Origin of the sequence: Methylosinus sp. LW3, assembly GCF_000527115.1 — a bacterium.
In the GTDB taxonomy this organism is placed as follows: Bacteria; Pseudomonadota; Alphaproteobacteria; order Rhizobiales; family Beijerinckiaceae; genus Methylosinus.
Genome location: NZ_AZUO01000001.1, coordinates 1,957,925 through 1,977,606, shown reverse-complemented (window position 1 = coordinate 1,977,606; position 19,682 = coordinate 1,957,925). Strand labels below are relative to the sequence as shown.

Annotated in this window: 21 protein-coding genes; 8 read left to right on the top strand and 13 right to left on the bottom strand. The window is 64.5% G+C overall.

Annotated features, from left to right (window positions below):
• The 3 genes from METLW3_RS0110045 (at position 1) to METLW3_RS0110035 (ending at position 3,689) form a co-directional block, all read left to right on the top strand.
• Positions 1 to 1,173: an ABC transporter permease gene (locus tag METLW3_RS0110045; RefSeq protein WP_024879793.1), complete on the top strand. Its 1,173-nt coding sequence runs from the start codon at positions 1 to 3 to the stop codon at positions 1,171 to 1,173.
• A gap of 8 nt (positions 1,174 to 1,181) precedes the next feature.
• Positions 1,182 to 2,804 carry an ABC transporter ATP-binding protein gene (locus tag METLW3_RS0110040; protein ID WP_024879792.1) on the top strand — a complete coding sequence of 541 codons (1,623 nt, stop codon included), beginning with the start codon at positions 1,182 to 1,184 and terminating at the stop codon, positions 2,802 to 2,804.
• A 102-nt stretch (positions 2,805 to 2,906) separates the two neighbouring features.
• Positions 2,907 to 3,689, top strand: a complete 783-nt coding sequence (locus METLW3_RS0110035; RefSeq protein ID WP_024879791.1) for a purine-nucleoside phosphorylase — start codon at positions 2,907 to 2,909, stop codon at positions 3,687 to 3,689.
• Positions 3,690 to 3,714: 25 nt separating this feature from the next.
• On the opposite strand, the gene METLW3_RS0110030 is transcribed toward METLW3_RS0110035, so the two are convergent.
• From METLW3_RS0110030 to METLW3_RS0110020, 3 genes are read right to left on the bottom strand one after another with little or no spacing between them, the layout of a single operon-like run.
• Positions 3,715 to 4,176 carry a MaoC family dehydratase gene (locus METLW3_RS0110030; RefSeq protein WP_024879790.1) on the bottom strand — a complete coding sequence of 154 codons (462 nt, stop codon included), beginning with the start codon at positions 4,174 to 4,176 and terminating at the stop codon, positions 3,715 to 3,717.
• Positions 4,173 to 5,021 carry a C40 family peptidase gene (locus tag METLW3_RS0110025; RefSeq protein WP_024879789.1) on the bottom strand — a complete coding sequence of 283 codons (849 nt, stop codon included), beginning with the start codon at positions 5,019 to 5,021 and terminating at the stop codon, positions 4,173 to 4,175. The genes METLW3_RS0110030 and METLW3_RS0110025 overlap by 4 nt, the downstream gene beginning before the upstream one ends.
• Positions 5,018 to 6,412, bottom strand: coding sequence for a leucyl aminopeptidase family protein (locus tag METLW3_RS0110020; protein WP_024879788.1), 1,395 nt, complete (start codon positions 6,410 to 6,412; stop codon positions 5,018 to 5,020). Before METLW3_RS0110020 ends, METLW3_RS0110025 begins: the two co-directional genes overlap by 4 nt.
• A gap of 87 nt (positions 6,413 to 6,499) precedes the next feature.
• Here METLW3_RS0110020 and METLW3_RS0110015 point away from each other — a divergent pair, with 87 nt between their 5' ends.
• Complete coding sequence (locus METLW3_RS0110015; protein ID WP_024879787.1) at positions 6,500 to 7,567, top strand: FUSC family protein; 1,068 nt, start codon at positions 6,500 to 6,502, stop codon at positions 7,565 to 7,567.
• A 67-nt stretch (positions 7,568 to 7,634) separates the two neighbouring features.
• Positions 7,635 to 8,519 carry a tetratricopeptide repeat protein gene (locus tag METLW3_RS0110010; RefSeq protein ID WP_024879786.1) on the top strand — a complete coding sequence of 295 codons (885 nt, stop codon included), beginning with the start codon at positions 7,635 to 7,637 and terminating at the stop codon, positions 8,517 to 8,519.
• Here METLW3_RS0110010 and METLW3_RS0110005 read toward each other — a convergent pair.
• The 10 genes from METLW3_RS0110005 to METLW3_RS0109960 form a co-directional block, all read right to left on the bottom strand.
• Positions 8,491 to 9,462, bottom strand: coding sequence for a type II secretion system F family protein (locus METLW3_RS0110005; protein ID WP_024879785.1), 972 nt, complete (start codon positions 9,460 to 9,462; stop codon positions 8,491 to 8,493). The two genes, METLW3_RS0110010 and METLW3_RS0110005, sit on opposite strands and share 29 nt — an antisense overlap.
• 37 nt (positions 9,463 to 9,499) lie before the next feature.
• Positions 9,500 to 10,471 carry a type II secretion system F family protein gene (locus METLW3_RS0110000; protein ID WP_024879784.1) on the bottom strand — a complete coding sequence of 324 codons (972 nt, stop codon included), beginning with the start codon at positions 10,469 to 10,471 and terminating at the stop codon, positions 9,500 to 9,502.
• A 16-nt stretch (positions 10,472 to 10,487) separates the two neighbouring features.
• The gene (locus METLW3_RS0109995; RefSeq protein ID WP_024879783.1) at positions 10,488 to 11,927 is read right to left on the bottom strand and encodes a CpaF family protein; all 1,440 of its coding nucleotides are present in this window, start codon (positions 11,925 to 11,927) and stop codon (positions 10,488 to 10,490) included.
• Positions 11,928 to 11,959: 32 nt separating this feature from the next.
• On the bottom strand, positions 11,960 to 13,213 hold the full coding sequence (locus tag METLW3_RS0109990) for a hypothetical protein (protein WP_024879782.1): 1,254 nt from the start codon (positions 13,211 to 13,213) through the stop codon (positions 11,960 to 11,962).
• Positions 13,213 to 13,938, bottom strand: a complete 726-nt coding sequence (locus METLW3_RS0109985) for a CpaD family pilus assembly protein (protein ID WP_024879781.1) — start codon at positions 13,936 to 13,938, stop codon at positions 13,213 to 13,215. The genes METLW3_RS0109990 and METLW3_RS0109985 overlap by 1 nt, the downstream gene beginning before the upstream one ends.
• A gap of 21 nt (positions 13,939 to 13,959) precedes the next feature.
• Positions 13,960 to 15,441: a type II and III secretion system protein family protein gene (locus METLW3_RS0109980; protein WP_245267277.1), complete on the bottom strand. Its 1,482-nt coding sequence runs from the start codon at positions 15,439 to 15,441 to the stop codon at positions 13,960 to 13,962.
• 31 nt (positions 15,442 to 15,472) lie between these two features.
• Entirely contained in the window at positions 15,473 to 16,261 is a 789-nt protein-coding gene (cpaB, locus tag METLW3_RS0109975; RefSeq protein ID WP_024879779.1) for a Flp pilus assembly protein CpaB, read from the bottom strand.
• 136 nt (positions 16,262 to 16,397) lie between these two features.
• A complete protein-coding gene (locus METLW3_RS0109970) occupies positions 16,398 to 16,904 on the bottom strand; it encodes a prepilin peptidase (RefSeq protein ID WP_024879778.1) in 507 nt (168 codons plus the stop codon).
• Positions 16,905 to 17,043: 139 nt separating this feature from the next.
• Complete coding sequence (locus tag METLW3_RS0109965) at positions 17,044 to 17,208, bottom strand: Flp family type IVb pilin (protein WP_024879777.1); 165 nt, start codon at positions 17,206 to 17,208, stop codon at positions 17,044 to 17,046.
• Between the two features lie 142 nt (positions 17,209 to 17,350).
• Positions 17,351 to 17,515 carry a Flp family type IVb pilin gene (locus tag METLW3_RS0109960; protein WP_024879776.1) on the bottom strand — a complete coding sequence of 55 codons (165 nt, stop codon included), beginning with the start codon at positions 17,513 to 17,515 and terminating at the stop codon, positions 17,351 to 17,353.
• 234 nt (positions 17,516 to 17,749) lie between these two features.
• Here METLW3_RS0109960 and METLW3_RS0109955 point away from each other — a divergent pair, with 234 nt between their 5' ends.
• The 3 genes from METLW3_RS0109955 to METLW3_RS0109945 all read left to right on the top strand — a co-directional run bounded on the left by METLW3_RS0109955 (position 17,750) and on the right by METLW3_RS0109945 (position 19,678).
• On the top strand, positions 17,750 to 18,217 hold the full coding sequence (locus tag METLW3_RS0109955; RefSeq protein ID WP_024879775.1) for a pilus assembly protein N-terminal domain-containing protein: 468 nt from the start codon (positions 17,750 to 17,752) through the stop codon (positions 18,215 to 18,217).
• Between the two features lie 88 nt (positions 18,218 to 18,305).
• Entirely contained in the window at positions 18,306 to 18,926 is a 621-nt protein-coding gene (locus METLW3_RS0109950) for a TadE/TadG family type IV pilus assembly protein (RefSeq protein ID WP_024879774.1), read from the top strand.
• Entirely contained in the window at positions 18,923 to 19,678 is a 756-nt protein-coding gene (locus tag METLW3_RS0109945; RefSeq protein ID WP_024879773.1) for a TadE/TadG family type IV pilus assembly protein, read from the top strand. The genes METLW3_RS0109950 and METLW3_RS0109945 overlap by 4 nt, the downstream gene beginning before the upstream one ends.
• Positions 19,679 to 19,682: the final 4 nt, after the last annotated feature.

The following is a 19,682-nucleotide window of genomic DNA, read 5'->3' as shown; positions in this document are numbered from 1 at the left end:
ATGAACGAGACCAGCATCCCTGCCCCGACGATGAAGCTCGCGCCGGAAATTCCCGGCGGCGGGCTGTTTCACCTGCGGCCGATCGATCGCCGCCGGCTGCAGAATTTCAAGGCCAATTCCAGAGGCTATTGGTCCTTCTGGCTGTTCATGACCCTGTTTCTGCTTTCGCTGGCGTCGAATGTCATCGCCAATGACAAGCCCGTCCTCGCCTATTACAAGGGCGAGCCGCTCTTCCCCATCTTCAAGGATTATCCGGAAGAGAAATTCGGCGGCTTTCTCGCGCGTACAGATTATCGCGATCCGACGATCGAGAAAGAGATCGAGGCCAATGGCTGGATGATCTGGCCGCCTGTTCGCTACTCCTACGACACGCATAATCTCGATCTGCCGACGCCCGCGCCTTCGCCGCCGACCTGGCTGCTCTCCAAGGCGCAATGCGAGGCCGCCGCGGCCAAGAAGCTCGGGCCGGACAAAGCGCATCTCGGCTGCTCGGCGATCGAATGGAACTGGCTGGGCACCGACGATCAAGGCCGCGACGTCGTCGCGCGTCTGCTCTATGGTTTCCGACTATCGGTGCTGTTCGGCCTCATTCTGGCGAGCATCTCCTCGATCGTCGGCGTCGCCGCAGGCGCTGTGCAGGGCTTTTTCGGAGGGTGGGTCGATCTCGTCTTCCAGCGCTTCATCGAGGTGTGGTCGTCGCTGCCGCAACTCTATCTGCTCATCATCGTCTCCTCCTTTCTCGCGCCGGGCTTCTTCGTGCTGCTCGGCATATTGCTGCTGTTCTCCTGGGTGTCGCTCGTGCATGTGGTGCGCGCGGAATTTCTGCGCGCGCGCAATTTCGAATATGTGAATGCGGCGCGCGCGCTCGGCCTCTCCAATTTTCGCATCATCACGCGCCATCTCCTGCCCAACGCCACGGTCGCGACCTTGACCTTCCTGCCCTTCGTGCTCAATTCCTCGATCACGACGCTGACCTCGCTGGACTTCTTAGGGTTTGGCCTGCCGCCGGGCTCGCCATCGCTCGGCGAATTGCTGCTGCAAGGCAAATCCAACCTCCAGGCGCCCTGGCTCGGCCTCACCGGCTTCGTCATCATCGCGCTGATGCTCTCGCTTCTGGTGTTCATCGGCGAAGCGGTGCGCGACGCCTTCGACCCGCGAAAGACCTTCCGGTGAACGATCGCATGGGCTCCTCTCCCCTCCTCGACGTCCGCGACCTCTCCATCGCCTTCTCGCAAGGCGGCAAGGAGACGCTCGCGGTCGACAAAGTCTCCTTCTCGGTCGAGCGCGGGCGCACGCTGGCGCTCGTCGGCGAGTCGGGCTCCGGCAAATCCATCACCGCGCTCTCCATCGTGCGGCTGCTGCCGCCGTCGGCGATTCATCCGTCGGGAAGCATCGACTTTTCCGGCGAGGATATTCTGAAGCTCTCGGACGCCAAGCTGCGCGCCATTCGCGGCGCGAAGATCACCATGGTCTTCCAGGAGCCGATGACCTCGCTCAATCCGCTGCAGACGATCGAGCAGCAGATCGGCGAAATCCTCGAGCTGCATGGCGCGCGCGGCGCGGAAAAAATCCGCGCCCGCGTCGTGGAGCTGCTCGGCGAGGTCGGCATTCCGAATCCGTCCGAGCGTCTCACCGCTTTTCCGCATCAATTATCGGGCGGCCAGCGCCAGCGCGTAATGATCGCCATGGCGCTCGCCAATCGGCCGGACCTGCTCATCGCCGACGAGCCGACGACGGCGCTCGACGTGACCGTGCAGGCGCAGATTCTCGCTCTGCTGGAGCGCGTGCAGAAGACCTATGGCATGGCCATGCTCTTCATCACCCATGATCTCGGCCTGGTGCGGCGCTTCGCCGACGATGTCTGCGTGATGCAGCACGGCCGTATCGTCGAGAAGGGCGATGTCGAGAAAGTCTTCTCCGCGCCCGAGCACCCGTACACCAAGGCGTTGCTCGCCGCCGAGCCCAAAGGCGCGCCGCCGGTGGAGGATGAGAACGAGCCCGTTCTCGTCGCCGCCAATGATCTCAAGGTCTGGTTTCCGATCAAGCGCGGCTTCCTGCGCCGCACGGTCGGGCATATCAAGGCGGTGGACGGCGTCACCCTCGCGGTGCGCCGCGGCTCGACGGTCGGCGTCGTCGGCGAATCGGGCTCCGGCAAGACGACGCTCGGCCTCGCGCTCTTGCGACTCATCCGCTCGGAGGGGCCGATCCTCTATCTCGGCGAGCGCATAGACGCGAAGTCGGTCGCAGAAATGCGCCCGCTGCGCCGCGACATGCAGATCGTCTTCCAGGACCCTTATGGCTCGCTGTCGCCGCGCATGTCGGTCGCCGAGATCGTCGCCGAGGGCCTCAGCGTGCAGATGAAGGGCCTCTCCTTCGAGGAGACGCGCGAGATCGTCGCCAAGGCGCTGGCCGAGACGGGGCTCGACCCCGCCATGATGGATCGCTATCCGCATGAATTCTCGGGCGGTCAGCGCCAGCGCGTCGCCATCGCGCGCGCCATTGTGCTCAAGCCGAAATTCATCGTGCTCGACGAGCCGACCTCGGCGCTCGACATGTCCGTGCAGGCGCAAATCGTCGATCTGCTGCGCGAATTGCAGGCCAAGCACAGCCTCGCCTATCTCTTCATCAGCCATGATCTCAAAGTGGTGAAGTCGCTCGCCGCGCATCTCATCGTGATGCGCCACGGCAGGGTGGTGGAGGAAGGCCCGGCGGTGGACGTCTTCGCGGCGCCCAAGAGCGACTATACCCGCGCTCTCTTCGCCGCCGCCTTCCGCATAGAGGCCGAGCCGCATCAGGGCGATTGAGCCGATGAGAGCGTCGCACGCAAAAGCCCTGCGCGCACTTGCGGCGAAGCCGCCGCTTCGTCACACTCGGCAGCGACGATTCGAATTCTTTCGAGGCTATTCATGAGCACGCGCGCAAGGGACGCCGCCGATATCATCGGCGCGCGCAATCCTCTGGGGCCAATCGAAACCGCGGTCGTGCTCGGACGCGAATTTCTCGCCGCCGCCGATATTGGCGAGCAGGCGGTCGCCATTGCCTATTCCGAGCTGCCGGGCTTTCCTGATATCGAGGGCGGCGAGGTCGTGATCGGCCTCGTCGAAGGCGCGCCCATGCTGTTCCTCAAGGGCCGCTCGGAATTCTACGACAGCGGCGATCCCAGCCTGATGTCCTCGCCGATCGAGACATTGACGCTTTTGAATGTGCGGGCTCTGCTCTCCACCGGCCTCGCCACCTCCGCCAACGCCGATTTTCAGCCCTCCTCCATTCTTTCCGTGACCGATCACATCAATTTCAGCGGCCTCAACCCGCTCATCGGCGCCGCGGGCCAGAATTTCGTGAATATGAACGGCGCCTATGACAAAAGGCTGCTGCGACGCCTCAAGCAGGCGAGCGCCGGCGCCGGGGTGACGCTGCATGAAGGCGTCTTCATGTGGTTCTCCGGCCCGAGCTATGAGACGCCAGCGGAAGCCAAGATGGCCCGCATGCTCGGCGCCGACGCGCTCGGCGTGTCGATTGCGCCAGAAGCGATACTCGCCAAGCGCTTCGCTCTGCCTTTCACGGCCATGGCGGTCATCTCGGATTATGCGACGGGCTTTGCCGGCGGCAATCCGACCTATGATCCGAGCCGCGCCTCCGGCGTCATCGCCCTGCGGCGCCTGCTGCGCGCCTATCAAAAAGTAAAATAGCGGCCGCACATATCCGAGCGCGGCGTCACGGCCCCGCCGGCCGCCGGAAGGCGAGCACATTGGCGTCCAGCAGTTGCACGGTTTCGCCGCGCTGATTGGACGTCACGACGCGCATCTTCACCATTCCGCGATCGTCGCGTGATTTCGAGGGCAAGATACGCAGGATCGTCGCCTCGACGCTCAGTAGATCGCCCGGCAGCACAGGCCTCAGCCACTCGACCTTGCCGCCGACGCCGATCAGCCCTCCAGAAAAAGACGCGCATTGCGTCAGCAGCCGCATGGTGAGCGAGGCCGTGTGCCAGCCGCTGGCCACCAGACCGCCGAACAGACTGTCCTTCGCCGCCGTCTCGTCGAGATGAAAGGGCTGCGGGTCGAATTTGGCCGCGAAGGCTTTGATCTCCTCCGTCGTGACCTCGACCGGCCCGCCGCGAAAGCGCTGATCGACGAAGAGGTCTTCGAGGTAGAGCGGCTCTGGCATTGTCGTCATTCGAGGATTCGCCGCACGCTCGTCACCGCGGAGCCGGAGGCCAAAATCCGCTCCCGCGCCGGCGCGAAGGGCTCGCTGGCGACCTGCAGATGAAAGGCGTTGGCGTGCAGCAGGCGCTCCGCGTCCTGCATTATGCCGACATGGCCTTTCCAAAAAACGAGATCGCCGCGCCGCATCGACTCGCCTTCGGCGAGCGCGCGGCCGAGCGATGTCTCCTGCAAATCCGTATCGCGCGGCGCCTCTACCCCGGCCAGAGCGAGCGAGCTCTGCACCAAGCCGGAGCAGTCGACGCCGAGCCAGCTCTTGCCGCCCCAAAGATAGGGCGCGCCGATGAGGCTCTCCGCCACAGCGACGAAATCCGCGACGCGCGACGCGCGCGGCGTCAGATGCGTTCGATAGATGAAGCCGCCGCCGGCTTCGATGAGAAATTTGTCGCGCTCGCCGACGATCTCCACTTCGGCTCCGAGCGGCAGAGCGAGCAAGGGCGGGTCCTTGATCTCAGCTCGCGGGAAAATAAAGGTGCGGGGAACGCTGACGCGATGCGTCGGCGTCTCTATGCGGCTCCAGAGCACATTGGCGGCGATCCAGCCCACATAGGAGTCGCGCTCGAGCTGCACCCAGGACCAGCCCTCCTCATCGTCATAGACGACGACCGTCTCGCCATAGAGCGCCTGCGTGTCGAGCCGCGCATCTGGCCGCGGCTCGCGCTTCAGATCGGCGACGCCTTCCTTCACCTGCATGCGGCGCCCATCGACGAAGCGCGCCGCCTCGACCTTGCCCTCGAGGCGCCGCGCGGCGAGATCGGGCCGCGCCGGCGTCAGCCTTTTGTCGAAGCTCTCGCTCATGTCTTCACGCTCCAACGGGCGGCGCGCTCCTCGATCAGCTCGGCGAGGAGCCGCGCAGTCTGAATCTCGCCGCCCTCCGGCCGGCCCGGCTTGGCGGAAGGAGTCCAGGCGAAGAGATCGAAATGCGCCCATTTCTCGGGCTTGGTCACGAAGCGGCGCAGAAACAGCGCTGCGGTGATCGAGCCCGCATGTCCGCTCGACGACACATTCACGATGTTGGACGCCTTGCCGTCGAGCTGCGAATCATAGGGCTCCCACAATGGCAGCCGCCACACCGGATCGCCGAGCTTGCGGCCATAGGTCTCGATCTCCAGCGCCAGAGAATCGTCTCCCGTGTAAAAGGCCGGCAGCTCCGGGCCGAGCGCGACACGCGCCGCGCCCGTCAGCGTGGCGAAATCGAGCAAGAGATCGGGGTCCTCCTCGGCGGCGAGCGCCAGAGCGTCAGCGAGAATGAGCCGCCCTTCGGCGTCCGTATTGCCGATCTCCACCGAGAGACCCTTGCGGCTCGGATAAATGTCGCCCGGCCGCATGGCGTCGGCGGAAATGGCGTTCTCGACGATGGGCAGCAGCACCCGCAGGCGCAGGCGCGCGCCGGAGCCCATCAGAATATCGGCCAGCGCCAGCGCCGTGGCGGCGCCGCCCATGTCCTTCTTCATCAGCAGCATGGCGCTGCTCGGCTTGATGTCGAGGCCGCCGCTGTCGAAGCAGACGCCCTTCCCCACCAGCGTCACCTTCATCGCCTCTTCCGGCCCGAAGGTGATGTCGACGAGCCGCGGCGCCTGCGCCGCCGCGCGGCCGACCGCATGGACGAGCGGGAAATTCTCCGAAAGCAGCGCATCGCCGGCGATGACGCGCGCCTGCGCTCCATGCCGCGCGGCGAGCGCCAGCGCCGCCTCCGCCAGAGCCTCCGGCCCCAGATCATTGGCGGGTGTGTTGACGAGATCGCGCCCGAAGCAGAGCGCGGCGGCGACGCGCTCTATGCGCGCGCGATCGGCGTCCTGCGGCGCGCAGAGGCGCGGACGCTCCTTCTTGGGTGCGACATAGCGCGAGAAAGAATAGCCGCCGAGCAAAAAGGCGAGCGCCGCCGAATAGGAATCGGATACGCCTTCGCGCAGACGATAGAGGCCCGGCGGCAGCAAGGCCGCGAGCTTGCCGGGAAGGAAAGGATCGCGATGGCGCACCCCCGCCGCCTCCACGCCGAACAGCGCCAAAGCCGGCGCGCCCTCCGGCCCCGGCGCGAGCAAATACGCGCCGACCTTGCCATCGAAGCCGCAAGCGCGCGCAAAGGCGGCGATCGGCGGCGGCAAGGTCTCGGCGAGAATCGGCCAGCTCTCCTTATCGACGAAATCGATCGGCGTCGCCTCCGCCGTCCACTCCTCCAATCGGCTCATATCGCCCTCTTTTCGAGTTCGTTCCTGTCTTTGTCGTTTTTTAGCACCAAGACACGAAGGACACGAAGACGTTATAGGACTTGGCCCATGGAAATCGGTCCCCTCTCCCGCTATCGCGCCCAGCTCGCGCTCGGCGCAAGGATCACGATCGCCGCTGTTGCGACGCTCGGAATCGGCCATCTCCTCGGCACGCCGATGATCTTATGGGCCGTGCTGACGGCCGTCATCCTCACGCAAATGAGCGTCGGCCGCTCGGTCAAGGCGACGATCGACTATTCCTTCGGCACGCTGGGCGGCGCGATCTACGCCGGCCTCGTCTCCAATTACGTTCCCGGCGCGCATGAGCTGGCGCTGCTGCTTCTGCTCGGCCTCGCCATAGCGCCGCTCGCTCTGCTCTCGGCTTTGACGCCGCGCTTTTCCGTCGCGCCGGCGACTGGCGTCATCGTCGTGCTCGCGCCGACGATCACACATGCGACCGCCTTCCATTCGGCCTATGATCGCGTGCTCGAGGTGGCGCTCGGCGGCGCCGTCGCGCTCGTCGTGTCGCATCTCGTCTTTCCGGCGCGCGCCCGCATTCTCGCGCTCGAGGCCGGCGCCGAAATGCTCGCCGTGATGGCCGAGGCGCTGGCTCCGCTGTTCTCGGGCTTCGCCCGGCCGCAGGACCCGGAAGCGATTCGCGATCTGCAGCGCGGCGTCGGCGACGCCTTCGCCCGTCTCGACAAGATGGAGCAGGAGGCGCGTCATGAACGCATCGTCTTCCTCGAGGCCGAGCCTGATCTCGCGCCGCTGCTGCGCGCGCTGCTGCGCATGCGGCATGATCTGGTGATGATCGGCCGCGCCGCGGTCACGCCCTTGCCGGAGCGGCTGCGCCCGCGCCTCGAGACGCTACTCGCGCGCATCGCGGACGCCGCCGCCGCCCAGCTTCTCGAGAACGGCGCCGCGCTGACGAACGCGCGCGCGCCCGTCGTGAGCAAGACATTGGACGCCGCCTTCGACGCTTATTCGCGAGAGATCACGGCGCTCCGAGAAGAAGGAATCCTCCGCGGCCTGCCGGTGGAGCAGGTCGAGCATGTCTTCGCGCTCGGCTTCGCGCTCGAGCAATGGCGCGGCGATCTCGACGAGCTCGAGCGCCGGATCGCCGAGCGCGCTCGTTAAGGAAGCGGCAAGGTTAACGATTTATTGCTCGACCCTGACGGTTCAACCGCAAGAGAGGGGTCGCCCGATGTTCCCGTCCCATTTCGTCGCGACGCGCCGCAAAAGCGCGCCGAGCGCGCTCATGATTTGCGCGCTGCTCGCGCTCGGCGGCTGCGCGCAGCCGCTCACCGACGTCACCGGCTCGATCGGCGCGACGCGACGCGCCGAGCTGCCGAGCGACGATGCCGAGCTACGCCGATTCGCCGACGAATGGGGTCGTCGCTTCGACGCCGACCCCAAGAACAAATCGGTCGCGCTCACCTATGCGAAGGCGCTGCATGCGCTGGATCGCAACGCGCAGGCCGTCGCCGTGCTGCAAGGCCTCGCCATTCGCTATCCGGATGATCTCTCCGTGCTCGGCGCCTATGGCAAGTCGCTCGCCGACGCCGGACGTCTGCGCGACGCCGCCGATGTCTTGTCGCGCGCCCATACGCCGGAGCGACCCGATTGGACTGTGCTCTCCGCGCAAGGCTCGATCGCCGATCAGCTCGGCAATCACGACGAAGCGCGCGACTATTATCAGACCGCGTTGAAGATCAAGCCCAATGACCCGAAGGTTCTCTCCAATCTCGGGCTCTCCTACGCGCTCTCCAAGCAGCTGCCGCAGGCCGAGAGCACATTGCTGACCGCCGCGTCGCAGCCGACGGCGGACATGCGGGTACGTCAGAATCTCGCGCTCGTGCTTGCGCTGCAGGGCAAGTTCGACGAAGCGGAGAACTGGTCGCGCCATGATCTCTCGCCGATCGACGCCGCGGCCAATGTCGCCTCGATCCGCCAGATGATCGCGCAATCCAACAGCTGGCGCGAGATCCAGAGCTACAGCGAGAAGACGAAGCAAAAGAAGAGCGCCGAAGCGCCCGCGCCGCGCGCAAAGCTCGGCGCGCTCACCAGCTCTGCGCCATCACCTGAATAATCGCCGGCGCCATCACGACGACCATCAGCACCGGCAGAAAGAAGACGATCATCGGCACGGTGAGCTTGGGCGGCAGCGCGGCCGCCTTGCGCTCGGCCTCCGCCATGCGCATGTCGCGGCTCTCCTGCGCCGTGACGCGCAGCGCGCGGCCGAGCGGCGTGCCGTATTTCTCCGCCTGAATGAGCACGGTCGAAATCTGCTTCACGCTGTCGAGGCCGGTGCGCGCCGTCAGATTCTGATAGGCCTGACGACGATCCGGCAGATAGGAGAGCTCCGCCGTCGCCAGCGCGAATTCCTCGGCGAGCGCCGCCGAGCGCACGCCGATCTCCTGCCCCACCTTGCGAAAGGCGTGATCGACCGACATGCCAGATTCGACGCAGATCAGCATGAGATCTAGCGCATCGGGAAAAGCGATGCGCATGCTCTGCTGCCGCTTGGCGATCGTGTTGCTGATGAACAGCTCCGGCGTCTTGACGCCGAGATATGTCGCGAAGATCACGATGCCCGCCTTGGTGAGCATGGGCCAATCGGAATCGTCGAGCACGACGAGATAGAAGACGGCGAAGAGCGCGAATGCGATCGGCGTCACCAGCCGGAAGAACAGAAAGGTCACTTCCGCCTGCGGCCCCCGATATCCGGCCGAGGCGAGGCGCAGCTTGGCGTCATCCGTGTTGAGCCATGTCGACAAGGAGAAGCGATCGACGACATTCTTCATATATTGCTTGGGCTGATAGCGCAGGCCGCCGCCATCCGCCTTGGCCGTCGCGCGCTCGCGCGCTCTGATGCGCTCGCGCTCATTGGCGACGCTCTTCATGCGCTTGGCCAATGCGTCGCTCTGCAAGAAGGTCGCTCCGAGCGACCATATGGTGGCGATGACCGCCATTGCGACGACGACGCTGAACACCAGCCGTCCATTGGTCGCTAGCTTGACGATCTGCTCCATGACTTTAGTGACCCCTCGCTCGACGCGACACGACTGCTCAAATTTCGAAGTCGATCATCTTCTGCATGATGAAGACGCCGATCGCCATCCAGAGCAGGCTCGCTCCGATGATGATGTTTCCGACCGTCGTATTGAACAGCACGGCGATATAGGCCGGATTGGTGAACCAGACGACGAGGCCGACGAGAAACGGCAGGCTGCCGATGATGCCCGCCGAGGCCTTGGCCTCCGCGGACATGGCTCTCACCTTCGCCTTCATCTTCTTTCGCTCGCGCAGCACGCCGGCGAGATTGGTGAGCGCCTCGGAGAGATTGCCGCCTGCCTTTTGCTGAAGGCTGATGACGATCGAGAAAAACGACGCCTCCGCCACCGGCACGCGATCGGCGAAACGCTCCGTCGCCTCGGCGATGGACAGTCCTATCGTCTGCGATTCGACGATCTGGCGAAATTCGCCGCGCACGGGCTCCGCAGCCTCGCCCGCGATCATGCGAAAGCAGTCGGCGACCGGCAGGCCGGCCTTCACGCCGCGAATGATGATATCGACGGCGCCGGGAAATTCGGCGATGAATTTCGCGATGCGCCGCCGCGCCAAAAAGCCCAGCAGCCAATGCGGCGCGCCGACGCCGGCGACGACGCCCGCCCCGACCGCGACCAGCGGATCAGAGTTGAAGACGAAGACGAGGAAAGCCACCAGCAGGCCGAAAGCCGCCGAAGCGATGAGAAATATCGTACGCGTCGTCGTCAGCCCCGCCTGCGCGATGCGCTGCTCGAGCGTCACCTTGGCTTTCTTCTTCGTCTCGACGTCCTTGAGGCTCTCCTGAATCAGCTTACGCCGCTTGTTCGGATCGCCGCTCCGCGCGTCGCGACGACGCTCGGTGGAGGACATGAGCGCCGCCGTCCGCTTCTGCGCCTGAATCTCGCCGGAGAGATAGGGATAGACGAAAGCGTACATCACTCCGCCGACGGCGAAGGTGACGAGAAGCGCGGAAAGGAGCGATTGACGATCCATTTTCTGGCCCTCGAAACTAATTTTCGTCGTCGATGACAGTGGCGGCGTCGAGCGCCGCGGCGAGCCGATTCTCCTCGCCGTAGTAGCGCGCACGCTCCCAGAAGCGCGGCCGACCGACGCCGGTGGAGCGATGCCGGCCGATGATGCGGCCATTGGCGTCCTCGCCGATGATCTCATAGACGAAGAGATCCTGCAGCGTGACGACATCCGCCTCCTGGCCGAGCACCTCGGTGATATGCGTGATGCGGCGCGAACCGTCGCGCAGGCGCGCCGCCTGCACGATAATGTCGATCGACGAGACGATCATGTCGCGGATCGTCTTCGCCGGCAGCGAGAAGCCGCCCATGGTGATCATGGATTCGAGACGGCCGAGCGCCTCGCGCGGCGAGTTGGCGTGCAGCGTGCCCATCGACCCGTCATGGCCCGTGTTCATCGCCTGCAGAAGATCGAAAGCCTCCGGTCCGCGAACCTCGCCGACGATGATGCGCTCGGGACGCATACGCAGGCAGTTCTTGACGAGATCGCGCATCGTCACCGCGCCCTGCCCCTCGAGATTTGGCGGGCGCGTCTCCAGGCGCACGACATGCGGCTGCTGAAGCTGCAATTCCGCCGCGTCCTCGCAGGTGATCACGCGCTCGTCGGTGTCGATGGAATTGGTGAGGCAGTTGAGCAGCGTCGTCTTGCCGGAACCCGTGCCGCCGGAGATCAGCACATTGCAGCGCACGCGGCCGATGATCTTCAGCACCTCGCCGCCTTCGGGCGAGATGGATGCGTAGCGTATGAGCTGATCGAGAGTGAGCTTGTCCTTGCGGAACTTACGAATGGTGAGCGCAGGACCATCGATCGCCAGCGGCGGCGCGATGACGTTGACGCGAGAACCGTCGAGCAGGCGCGCGTCGCAGATCGGCGAGGATTCGTCGACACGGCGGCCGACCTGGCTGACGATGCGCTGACAAATATTCATCAGCTGCGCATTGTCGCGGAAGTGGATGTTGGTAAGCTGAATCTTGCCGCCCACCTCTATGTAGGTCTTGGCGGCGCCATTCACCATTATGTCGGCGATATCGTCGCGAATGAGCAGCGGCTCCAGCGGACCATAGCCGAGCACGTCGTTGCAGATGTCGTCGAGCAGCTCTTCCTGCTCGGCGATCGACATCACGACATTCTTGATCGCGACGATCTCATTGACGATATCTCTGATCTCGTCGCGCGCGCTCTCCGGCTCGAGCTTGGAGAGCTGGGCGAGATCGATCGCCTCGATGAGCGCGCCGAAGATCATGCTCTTCGTCACGTAATATTGTTCCGAGCGCTTCTGCTCGGGAGGAGCCGCCGCCATCGCGCTCGCGGGCTCGGGCGCAGCATTCGGCGTCGGAGCCTTGATCACCGGCGCCGCCTGCTGTGTCGACCGCGCTGTCGCTGTCTGCGCCGTTCCGACGTTCGTACGCTTTCCGAACATGCGATCTCCTCGTTACGCTCAGTCGCCGCTCGTCAGCCGGCCAGCTTTCGTGACAAACGATCGAGCAGCGGCGCGAATAATCCGCTCTTGACCTTGCGGCTCACCGCGCGCCCCGTCACCTCGCGGCCGAGCGCGTCGAATTGCTCGATGATCTTGGCGCCGGGGTCGACCTCGGCGATCATCTGACCATTGTTGGAGGCGGCGCCGAACAGCTTCGGATCGAAGGGAATGATCGCCGACGGCTCCATTTCGATCGCCCTGGCGAAATCCGCCACGGCTATCTCCGGGCGCTTCGGCACGCCGACGAAATTCAAGACGAGCTTGGGCGGCGAGTCGTTCTGACGCGCGACGCGCAGCTGATCGATGAGCGTCTTGGCGTTGCGCAGATTGGCGAGATCGGGCGCCGCCACGATCGCCACCTCATCGGCGCCGATCAGCATGCGCTTCGTCCAGGCCGACCATTGATGCGGAACGTCGAGCACGGTGCAGGGCGCGGTGGCGCGCAGCGTGTCCACGATCGCGTCGAAAGCGGTCTCCGGCAGATCATAGAGACGATCGACCGTCGCGGGCGCGGCGAGCAGGCTGAGCTGCTCGCTGCATTTGGAGAGCAGACGGTCGATGAGATTGGCATCGACGCGATCCGGCGCAAAGACAGCTTCCGCGACGCCTTGCGGCGGGTCCTGGTTGAAATCCAGCCCCGCAGTGCCGAAGGGGAGATCGAGATCGGCGACGACCGTCTGCATCTGCAGCGCGCGCGCGATCGACCAGGCGAGATTATGCGCAATGCAGGAGGAGCCGACGCCGCCCTTGGCGCCGGCCACGGCGACGATGCGCCCCAGCGCCTCGGCGCTGTTATTATAGAGATCGGAGATGCGGGCGATGAAGCCGAGCACATCGATCGGCGCGACAATGTAATCGCTGACGCCACGCGCCATGAGCGCACGATAGAGCGATATGTCGTTGACATGGCCGAGCACGACGACCTTGGTGCCGGAGTCGCAGGACTCCGCCAGCGTCTCCAGCTGACCGATGAGCGTCTCACGCTCGCCGATCGCCTCGAGCACGATCAGATTCGGCGTCGGCGCCGATCGGAACGCCTCGATCGCGGCCGCGACGCCGCCCATGTGAACCTTGACATGCGCCTTGTCCATGCGACGGTCCACGGCGGCGGAATTCACCACCGCCACGGCGTCCGGCGTTTCGCAGAACGCCTGCACGGAAATGCGCGGCAAGGGAGCGATCTGCGCCGCCGCGTCGCTCTCCGCCACTGCCGACTGCTCTTTCATCAACCGCCTCCAACCGAGCTGATATTCGTGCCTTTGACGTTCCAATTCGTCGCCGGATCGGCGCCCTTGCGCACATTGCCGATCGCGCGCATGCGCGATTCGATGTCGGCCGGCGTCTCGCCGCGCGGCGTGACGAGATCGCGCGGATCGTCGATCTGCGCCGCCAATGTCGTCTGGCTCGCGCAGCCGAAATTCCAATAGGTGGTGTTGTCCCACCCTTCCAGCGAGCTCGCAGAAGCGAGATCGGCGGGCCATTGGCCGCACCGTCCCGCGACCTTCGCGCGAACGCCCTGGAAGGACAGACGCACAGGCGCGGCCAGATTTGGATCTGTCACCGGATAGGAGGCGACATAGACGGCGCTGGAGACGCCGCTCTCCGCCAATATGCGTTTCACCGCATCGACGCCGCCGCGCACGGCGAGCTGATCTTTCGTTCCCGTCGGCGCGAGAAGCGTGATCTGGCCATGGCCGAAGCGGCGATAGCGCAGCACGAAATCATGAATGCGCCCCGTGGTCGCATAGTCGAGGCGCTGCGACGGCAACACGTCGATGGAGGTGCTGGCGTCCGCGAGCACGACCGGATGACGGTCGCGATAGTCTTGCGCGACGGCGGGCGCCGGCAGCGTTCTGTTCACGCCGCAGCCGGCGAGAGGCGCCATCGCGGCGAGGCAAGCGAGCCTCGTTCCGAAGGCTTTGAGTTTCGCGCTGTTCAGTCGGATAGACATCTTTAGCCGCTCCTCGCGCGCTCAGTCCTGAATGAAGCCGACGCGGCCCTTCAGGCGTGGAACCGCTTGCGGATGTTGGGGATTGGCGTAGAGCCGATTGACGCGGCCGAGCAACCAGGCCTGCGGGTCGCTGGCGTCCGCGAAGCCGTCGTCGGGCCGCGACACATCGCGCGCCTGGATCGAGCGCGCAATGAAGGGCGTGACGATGATGAGCAACTCGGTCTCGTTGCGCAGATAATCGCGCGAGCGGAACAGCGTTCCGAGCACCGGCAGATTGATGAGGCCCGGCAGGCCGTTGATGGCCTGATCGGATTTCTGCTGCAGCAGGCCCGCCGTGGCGATGGAGCCGCCGGACGGCAGCTCGACGCTCGTCTCATTCTTACGAGTCTTGAAGCCGGGAACAGTCACGCCATTATAGGTCTGCGCGCCCTGATAATCGACCTCCGTCACCTCTGTGGCGAGATGCAGGAGAATGCGGCCTTCGGCGAGCACCACAGGCGTGAAGTTCAACGACACGCCATATTGCTTGAACGTGATGCCGACGGTGCAGAGGATCGAGCCGCTGATACAATTGCCATTGCCCGGCACCGCGACCTCGCCGCCGACGGTGAATTTTGCCGACTCGCCGGAAACCGCAGTGACGGTCGGCTCGGCGAGAATGCGCGAGACGCCGTAGCGCTCATAGGCCTGCAGCGTCGCGGATGTGCTGTTGGGGCCATTGAGGCTCAATGCGCTGGAAGTGAGGGCGGAATTGATGGCGAAGGGATTCTCCTGAACGAGCTTGCCCCAACCGCCGGACAAAATCGCCTCGCCGCCGGATTTGGCCGAGACGCCCAGCTGCTTGATCACGCGCCGCTGCACCTCGGCGACCGTGACCTTCAGCATCACCTGATCCTGCGTGCTGATGGTGAGCGCGTTGACGACGAGGCCTTCGCCGCCGGCGCCATTGCCCTGGGCGGAGGACGAGCGCGCGGCGAAGCCCTTGGCGATGTCGACGGCGCGCTGCGCCTCGGACGCGGATTCGACCGTGCCGGTCAGAATGATCGTGTCATTGACCGTGCGTGCGGTGATGTTCGATTTGGGTAGGGCGGCGCGCAACAGCGGCCCGAGCTCGCCGACGTCGCGGCCGATGCTGATCTCGAGATTGGCGATCTGCCGCCCGGCGCGATCGAGCGCGAAAATCGTCGTCTGGCCCGTTTCCGCGCCCATTATGTAGAGCTTGCGCGCCGAGCGGACGACCGCATTGGCGACCTTTGGATTGCCGACCACGATCTCCGACGCCTCGGCCGGAAGATCGACGATGATCGACTTGCCGACGCCCATGGCGATGCGTCGAGACATCATCGCCTCCGCGCTCGACTGGACGCCCCATTTTTCCTGGCCGGACGCTGGAATGGCTCCGAGCGAGACGCCGGCGAGCGCGAGGATCGCGAGCGCCGCCGCCCCCGATAGCCGACGCGCCGACCTGCCCATATCCGTCGTTCCGCGTTCGATTTTCGCCATGTGGCGCCGTCCTTCGATGAGCCGCATCGCCTCAGCGCGTGCGCATGGTTGATGGGAAGCCGAAGCGCACGACCGTCAATGAATCGTCCGCCGCCGAAGCGCGCTTGTCGTCGTCATGCGCATCCGCCATCGAGCGCAGCATGAGCGCCAATTGGCCGGTACGCTGCGCGAGAATGACGAGCTCGGCCTGCCGCGGCTCGAGATCGAGCGTGGCGGTCGCGCCGGTCACGACGGATTCGCCGTTCTTCGTCTCGACGATCGGACCGATCGCCATCACGCGCACATTGGTGAGAATGACTTCCGAGGAGAGGTCGGCGGAGCCGCCTTCACGGCCGCGATCGGAGTCGCGATAGGTGCGCATCACATCGACATGGTCGTTTGGAAGAATGAAGCCGCCCGCCGTCGTGTTGGGCGAGATGTCGATCGCGACCGCGCGATGGCCGGCGGGAAGCAGCGTCGACATCAGCCCCGCGGTCGGGCCTTTGACCAGACGCTCGCGCCGCACCGGCTCGCCATTGGAGATCGGGTTGCGGACATAGGAGCCCTGCAGATCTTCCTTGCCGTTCGGCGTCTCGCTCTTGCGCAGCACGCCCTGGGGCACGGCGCCGATCGGCCAATCGATCCAATTGGTGTCCGGCTCCGTGAGCGCGGTTCCATAAGAGAGATCGCGCGTCGCCACGAGAACCTTGTCGGTCTGCGGCTGCGCGGGAATCATCTGAACGATCTTCGGCGCCTCGGGCGGCGATCCGTTCATCATCAGGAAGGCTCCGCCGCCCGCCACGACGGCGACGCCGAGAACCACGATCTGCGCCTTGTTCATTTGCTTCCAGTCCGGTCGCTCCACCTAGAGCGGAGCATTCCGGATGAAAGCGGAAAAACGTCAAATTATGGTTAATCGCCGGTAAGACAGCAGGCTCTTTCGCATTGCGAAGCGAAAGGATCTCGCAGCGCCGCCGTCATGCGGCGGTGAGCAGCGCCCAGAGCTGGGAATTGGGATAGACGGCGATTCCGGCGATCGCGAGCGCTATGCCGTAAGGCACGCCCTCAGTGGCGTCGCAAAGATGCGCGAGGCGCGGCGATTTGGCGACGAAGCGCGGCTCGAAGCGCCGCAACGCGAGAATAGCGAGAGTCAACGCGCCGCCCGCCAGAGAGGCGACGAGCGCGTAATCGGCGAGTTGCTCGAAGCCGAGCCACAGCGCCGTCGCAGAGGCGAGCTTGGCGTCGCCGCCGCCCATCCAGCCGCGATTGAACATGAGGAAGGTCGCGGCGAGCACGGCCGCCCCGCAGGCCACATGCGACGCGACGCTGTCGAGCGGCATGCCGAGCCATGCGGCGAAAATCGCGAACAAGGCGATAAGCGCCAAGGAGACGCGATTGGGAATCGTCATGGTGAGAAGATCGGCGAAGGCCGAAAACGCCATCAAGGCCGGAAAGAGGATTAGCGCGGCGGCGGCTGCGATCATCAGTGTCGTTCCTGTCGCCGCGCCTCTCTCTTTTGCGACAAAGGCGCCTCTCGAAGTCGTTTCGGCGCGCTCGGATGAGCGCGCGATTCGCGCGTCGCGCGGCGAGGAGCCGACGCGCGCGCACGAGTCGGGCGATCGTTCAGCTGAGGTTCTGAGCGATCTTGTTGAAAGTCTCTGACAGATTGCTGCCGACGAGCTTCACAGCGGTAATAATAATGACAGAAATCAAAGCGCCGATGAGGCCGTATTCGATAGCCGTGGCGCCGGACTCATTGTCCAAAAATTTCATAACCGACGATTTCATCGCCTTCTCCTAATGTAGGGCGGCACGATTCGCCGCCCATGCGCCGAGCCGGCCGGCCCCGTTCACGAGCCGGCCTTCGGCGGGAATGCGTGCGCTGAAATGATCTCGACGCGGGGGCGGCGAGATCAGCGCCCGCCAGACCTCAGCTCAGATTCTGAGCGATCTTGTTGAAGGTCTGCGACAGGTTGCTGCCGACGAGCTTCACTGCGGTGATGATGATGACGGAGATCAGCGCGCCGATCAGGCCGTATTCGATGGCGGTCGCGCCGGACTCGTCCTTAACGAACCGCGAAATCAAGCTCTTCATACTCGTGCTCCTCGCTCTATTGACTGAGTTCGGCGGCGTCGCTCGATCGAGCCCGTTCGCCGGACAGGACGAGACCCTACGTAGAACTTCTTGCAAACGCGTTAATCGCATCATCGACCTATGAAATTCAGGACGCGAGGCGCGACGCTTTCTCATTTTCAGCAATGATTCACTATTACGTGGTTTTGTTCGACGCGAAGCCTCGCAAAGGCGATGATTGTTCAGAGGTGCGTGATGCGCTCGTCCCGTTTCCATGGATATTTGGCATTATTGGTCGGCGCGACCGTCACCGCCGGCGTCGCTATGGCGCGCGAGGGCGAAAGACGCGGTGTTTTCGTGGATATAGACCGCGCTCGCGTGGTGCGCATGCCAGAAGGCGCGCAGACGCTCATCATCGGCAATCCGCTCATCGCCGATGTGACGATGCTGAAGACCAATCGCCTCATGGTCGTTACCGGAAAAAGCTTCGGATCGACCAATCTCATCCTGCTCGATCCCACCGGCAATCAGGTCGGCGAGGAGATCATCACCGTCACCCAGCCGATGGACAAGCTGGTCGTGCTGCGCGGCTCGCGCCGCGAATCCTACGCTTGCTCGCCCGATTGCGCGCCGGCCGTCGATCTCGGCGACGACAAGGACTATACGGCGCGGGTTCTCGACGCGGTGAAGCAGCATGAGGGTTCATCCTCGCCCAAGCGTTGAAGGACGTCGCCCAGGGACGCAACGGAGCGCGCATGGGGGATCAAAAGCGGCGGACGCGAGACGCCCTTTCGGACCATGGGTTCGAGAAATGAGCGGAGAAGAGATTTTGTCGCGACAGCCGACGCGCCGTTTCGCTGCGAGCGTAATTCGCTTCCGGCGCGACCAGAGCGCGGCGCTCGCCGTCGAATTCGCCATGGTGCTCGTTCCGATGCTGGGCCTGCTCGGCGCGATTTTCGAGACCGGCATCGTCTATTTCAAGAGCCAGCAGCTGCAGGTGACCACCATTCATGCGAGCCGCGCCGTGCTGACGCACAGCCTCGCCAACATGACCTATCAGAATTTCATCGATAAATATGTCTGCACATGGCAGGCCAGCGGCGTCGTCGCCTCAGGCACGCTGAGCAAATCCTTCGACTGCTCGAAGATTCTCGTCGATATCGCCGAGGTCGCGGACTGGTCGAAAGCCTCGACCTCCAATTCCTTCTATTCGACTCCTCCGGCGGCGAGCTCGACGATCTCTATGCCTGCCTCCGGCCATGTCGCCGTGGTGCGCATCGTCTATCCGATGCCGGCCGTGACCGCCATTCTCACCGGCGGCATTTTGACCGGCATAACGCTCGGCAAAACGACGGGCGGAGAGGTGACCTACAATAGTCGCTGGACACATCTGCTGTTCGGCGTCGCGGCCTTTCGCGTGGAGCCGACATGAGCGCGTCGCCGGCCCAGCTCCGAGATGCGCGCGCCTTGCTGCGCGAGGAGCGCGCCTTCGCGGCGGTCGAATTCGCGCTCATGCTGCCGCTGGTGCTCGTGATCTATCTCGGCCTCGCGGAGCTGGCGCTCGGGCAGCGCGCGAGCCAGAGGCTCGATCTGGTCGCGCATACGCTCTCCGATCTCACCGCGCAGCAATTGACCGGCGGCTCCTTTTCCGGCCAGGCCGGAATGGACGAGACGACGATTCAGGCGATCTTCTCCGCCGCGACGACGCTGATGTCGCCACTGCCGACCACTAATCTCAAAATGACGATCTCAGAGGTCACGGTCAGCGCCGATGCGACGCAGACGAGCGGCTTTAAGGCGAGCGTGAATTGGACCATCGCCAAGAACTCCGGCACGCTGCGCCCTTGCAAGATCAATAATGTCGCCAAGCTCAACGCGGCCGATGTCGCTCCCGTCGATCCCAATTCCATGCCGACGAGCTATACGAGCGCGAAATCGGTGACGCTGTCCAACGCCGGCGGCGGCACGACGACGACCAGCGTGACGCCGACCGTCGGCTCGATCATCGTCGCCGATGTGATCTACAGCTATCAGCCCTCCTTCAGCCGCACGATCACCTGGATGAAGACCGCGGCGCCGCAGATGTCGCGCACCAGCTATTCGCCGGTGCGCAACACCTACAGCCCCAATCATGTGCAATATTACATGACGAGCGGAACCAACTGCACGCCTGGGACGCCCTGAACGA